Annotated in this window: 4 protein-coding genes; all 4 read left to right on the top strand. The window is 28.8% G+C overall.

What is annotated here, in order from left to right:
- Positions 1-395: 395 nt before the first annotated feature.
- Positions 396-1,661, top strand: coding sequence for a glutamate 2,3-aminomutase (gene eam / locus L21TH_RS07210; protein ID WP_006312796.1), 1,266 nt, complete (start codon positions 396-398; stop codon positions 1,659-1,661).
- A gap of 205 nt (positions 1,662-1,866) precedes the next feature.
- On the top strand, positions 1,867-2,463 hold the full coding sequence (locus L21TH_RS07205) for a hypothetical protein (protein WP_006312793.1): 597 nt from the start codon (positions 1,867-1,869) through the stop codon (positions 2,461-2,463).
- A 412-nt stretch (positions 2,464-2,875) separates the two neighbouring features.
- On the top strand, positions 2,876-3,202 hold the full coding sequence (locus L21TH_RS13785) for a hypothetical protein (protein WP_006312791.1): 327 nt from the start codon (positions 2,876-2,878) through the stop codon (positions 3,200-3,202).
- A 48-nt stretch (positions 3,203-3,250) separates the two neighbouring features.
- A partial coding sequence (locus tag L21TH_RS07200; RefSeq protein WP_423219135.1) for a MutS-related protein occupies positions 3,251-4,148 on the top strand: 898 nt, incomplete at its 3' end.

Here is a 4,148-nt window from a genome sequence, read left to right as displayed (position 1 = left end):
AATATTAATAATATAAAATGAGAATAATAAAGTAACTATAATTATGAAAGATAGAATATTCTTCATAGAGAAGTACTCCCCTCTTAATATTGACAAACATAATAAATTGTAATATAATATTATTACCTGTTTATTCCAGTCTTATCATGTATTTCAAATCTCATAATGTATACATGCAATTCTAGAGCATTTCAAAAAGTCCTTTATCTAATAAATATTTAAAAATAGACCGGTTTATTCTATAAATATTTTTGGTAGGAGTTTATTTAGATTACTCTTTTTTCCTTATGTAAACTCTTGTGTGGAAAATTAAGGTGATACATAGCGTGTAAAGTTTTTATTAGTTTTATAATATTTTAAAATTTGAAGCAAAATATTTAAGAGGAGGTATGCTAATGGAAGAGCTTAAAATTTCTGAAAAAAGAAAGGTTTCGCTAGAAAGAGCAGAAGAGCTAAAATCAAGGATCGAAGATTATTTAGATGAGAGAGATAAGGTTGCGAAAGGATTAGAAATGACAGATGAATTTACAGCTGCTAAAGAAAGAATATTAAAAATATTAGGTGGAACAGAAGAGGATTGGAATGATTATAAATGGCAATTAAAAAATAGAATTTCAGATGTAAAAACTCTTGAAAAAATTATTAATCTTTCAGAAAGAGAACGTGGAGAAATAGAGAAAGTTGGTAAAAATTTCAGGTGGGCAATTTCGCCTTATTATGCTAGTCTTATGGACCCAGATGATAGATTTGACCCTATAAGACTTTTATCAGTACCTACAGTTTTAGAAGTTAGCGATATAGACGGAGATATGGACCCAATGGGTGAAGAATACACTAATCCAGCAGGTAGTATAACAAGGAGATATCCAGATAGGTTAATAATTAATGTAACTAATGAGTGTGCTATGTATTGTAGACATTGTCAGAGAAGAAGAAATATTGGTCAGAAAGATGAGCATAAATCAACAGATGTTATTAAGGAATCAATAGAGTATATAAGAAATAATGAAGAAATAAGAGATGTATTGATAACTGGTGGTGACCCGCTAACTATTCCAGACCATAGATTAGAGTGGATTTTAGAAGAGTTAAGACAAATACCTCATGTAGAGATTATAAGAATAGGTTCTAGAACCCCTGTTACTATGCCACAAAGAATTACAGATGAATTGGCAAATATGCTAAAAAAATATCATCCAATTTATATTAACACGCATTTTAATCATCCTAAAGAGATTACTGAAGAGGCTAAAAAGGCATGTGAAAAGCTAGCAAATGCAGGTATACCATTAGGAAATCAAGCAGTGTTATTAAATGGTATAAACAATGATAAATATGTTATGAAAGCACTTAATCATGAATTACTCAAGATAAGAGTTAGACCATATTATATATTCCATGCTAAACATGTAAGAGGAACAACTCATTTTAATACGTCAGTTGATGATGGTATAGAAATAATGGAATATTTAAGAGGTTATACATCAGGATTAGCCATACCAACATATATTATTAATGCTCCAAAGGGGCAAGGAAAAACTCCTATATTACCTCAGTATTTAATATCAAGAGGAAGAGACCATATTCTTATTAGAACATGGGAAGGAAAAGTAATTAAATACGAAAACCATCCTACTAAAGATTTAAAAGAAATATTATAATGTTCAAAGTAAAGGTTGGAGTGAAGTCCGTCATTCCAACCTTTTTTCGTTTAGAACTATTTTTTAGTGCATTGTTTTGTAGCTCTATTTGTACGTCACTTTGCTTAAATACGTATAATAGTAGTAGGATGAGGCAAAAAATGTTAAAAGTGTTATAAAAAACATACAGGAGGGAATAATAGAAATAGGGTTAGGAGGTGTTAGAATGAAAATAATAAACAAGATAGTATCAGATTTGAAAGAGTTTGTAGATTTTTTTAAAATTAAGTACAAATATGACCAAAGAGGTGTTTTAAAAAGGTATAGATTGAAAAGTGGTTTAAATAAGAAACTCAAAGATGATATTTGGTATGACTTATTTTTAGAGAAAGCTGCATATAATTATTGTGCTAAGTTTTTGTTAATAAAATTCTTTGAGGATACAGGTAGGATAGGTAGTAAAATAAATAAAAGTGGGTTGGAAAAATGGCACGACTTAGTAACTAATATAGGGGCTCAGTATGGTAATTTATATAAACTAGCAGAATCAGATATGGTTGAATTAGAAGAAATGAGAATACCATTTAAAAAAGTAGATTATGATATATATGAAATAGATGACGAATTAGCAGAATTCATGATTGAAAAATTAAAAGAATACGATTTTAAAACATTCAGTTATCAAACTTTATATAAAATTTTTACTAGTATGTATTTGAATGATAAACGCCAAGGCCCTAGTTTACAATATTTTTATAAGCCAGCAAACGCTATAGAATATATATTAGATATAAAAAATCATGAAGAGAATCTAGTACAATAAAACTATACAAAATGTATAGAGAATTCTTGACATATATAGCGACAAATAATATACTATAACTAAGTAATAAGTAAATAATAGTAAAAAGGAGATATGTTTTGTGAGTGTGGTTGTTCTTTAATAAATAGGAAGTAAATAATTCAAAAGGGTTTGATTTTGAAGAGGAGTCGATTCCTTCGATTTTGTATGCCATTTTTGAAGTCACCTATATTAAAAAACAACGGTCCACATTATTGTGAGAAGTTTTTGATAAAGTTACCGTGGATTTTGTTCCACGGTTTTACTATGTCAAAATTGGTTTTATATCGATAATGATAGTTTTATGTTTTTTGAGACTGTGGAGTAGTTTGTTCTTCCACAGTTTTTTATTTTTTTGAATAATAAGAGTACAAAACTTTAGGAGGTAATAAATATGAATAGTAATACGTTAAAAACGTTAGAGTATAACAAAATCAAAGAAAAGATAAAGGAATTCACAGTAAGTGATTTAGGAAAAAAGTTAGTTGATAAAATGGAGCCTAAAACCGATATAAGGGTAGTAGAAAGAATGTTAAGAGAAACCAGTGAAGCAAAAGCTATATTAAATACATCATCTAATTTACCTTTTTACGGAATACAGGATATTGAAGAATACGTAAACCGTGTAGATAAAGGTATAGTACTGCAACCAAATGAATTGATGAAAATTTCAGACTTTCTTAGAGGTTGTAGAAAAATTAAAAGATTTATGCAAAAATAGCTAGATATAGCTCCTCAGCTTAGTAACTACAGTTTATCTATTACGGAAATGAAGGATTTAGAGGATGAAATAAATTTAGCGATAGAAGGAAATATTGTAAGTAGTAAAGCGAGTGCAAAATTACAAAAGGTTAGAAAGAAGATTGAAATAGTAGAAAAAAGGATAGAGCAAAAATTACAAAATTTTGTTGATTCGGTAAAGTATAAAAATTATATTCAAGATTTTTTTATTAGTAAACGAAATGATAAATATGTAATTCCAGTAAAATCAGTTTATAAAAACATGATTACAGGTAATATTGTTGATACTTCGTCAACAGGTTTTACTGTTTTTATTGAGCCTAAGACAGTTGCTCTTAAAACAGTAGGACTATTAACTTTAATGACTCAATCAGGTCTACATGTACCTGCTAAAAAAGGGACTGATATGGTATTATTTGAAAGAATTTTTACAGATGTAGGAGACCAACAAAGTATCGAACAATCATTGAGTACATTTTCTGCCCACATAAAAAATATAATTAATATTATGAATAAAGCAAAGTATTCTACACTCGTTTTAATAGATGAGATAGGAACAGGTACTAACCCTAGTGAAGGGTCAGCATTGGCAGCAGCAATTTTAGATGACTTATATAGAAGTGGTGCTATTACAGTAGTAACAACACATTATAGTGAGATTAAGGAGTATTCTAATCAACATGTAGGATTTGAAAATGGTTGTATGGAGTTTGAAGCAGAGACATTGAAACCCCTATATGTACTGTCAATAGGTAAATCAGGAAAAAGTAATGCACTTTGGATTGCAAAAAGATTAGGTATGAAGAAAAAAGTTCTTGAAACGGCTGATAAATATAAACGAAACAAAACATGTAATAACAAAATAATAAAGTATGAAATAGATAATTGTGATTTGGAGTTACCTAAGAAGAAAAGAAAAGATAATA

It is taken from the genome of Caldisalinibacter kiritimatiensis, from assembly GCF_000387765.1.
GTDB lineage: Bacteria > Bacillota > Clostridia > Tissierellales > Caldisalinibacteraceae > Caldisalinibacter > Caldisalinibacter kiritimatiensis.
The sequence above is the reverse complement of the archived record's forward strand: the minus strand, read 5'-3'. Positions and strand labels throughout refer to the sequence as shown.

What these genes read in the sequence shown, in the direction of transcription:
- eam (WP_006312796.1), top strand. Translation starts at nt 396, where the DNA reads ATGGAAGAGCTTAAAATTTCTGAAAAAAGAAAGGTTTCGCTAGAAAGA.
- L21TH_RS07205 (WP_006312793.1), top strand. Translation starts at nt 1,867, where the DNA reads ATGAAAATAATAAACAAGATAGTATCAGATTTGAAAGAGTTTGTAGAT.
- L21TH_RS13785 (WP_006312791.1), top strand. Translation starts at nt 2,876, where the DNA reads ATGAATAGTAATACGTTAAAAACGTTAGAGTATAACAAAATCAAAGAA.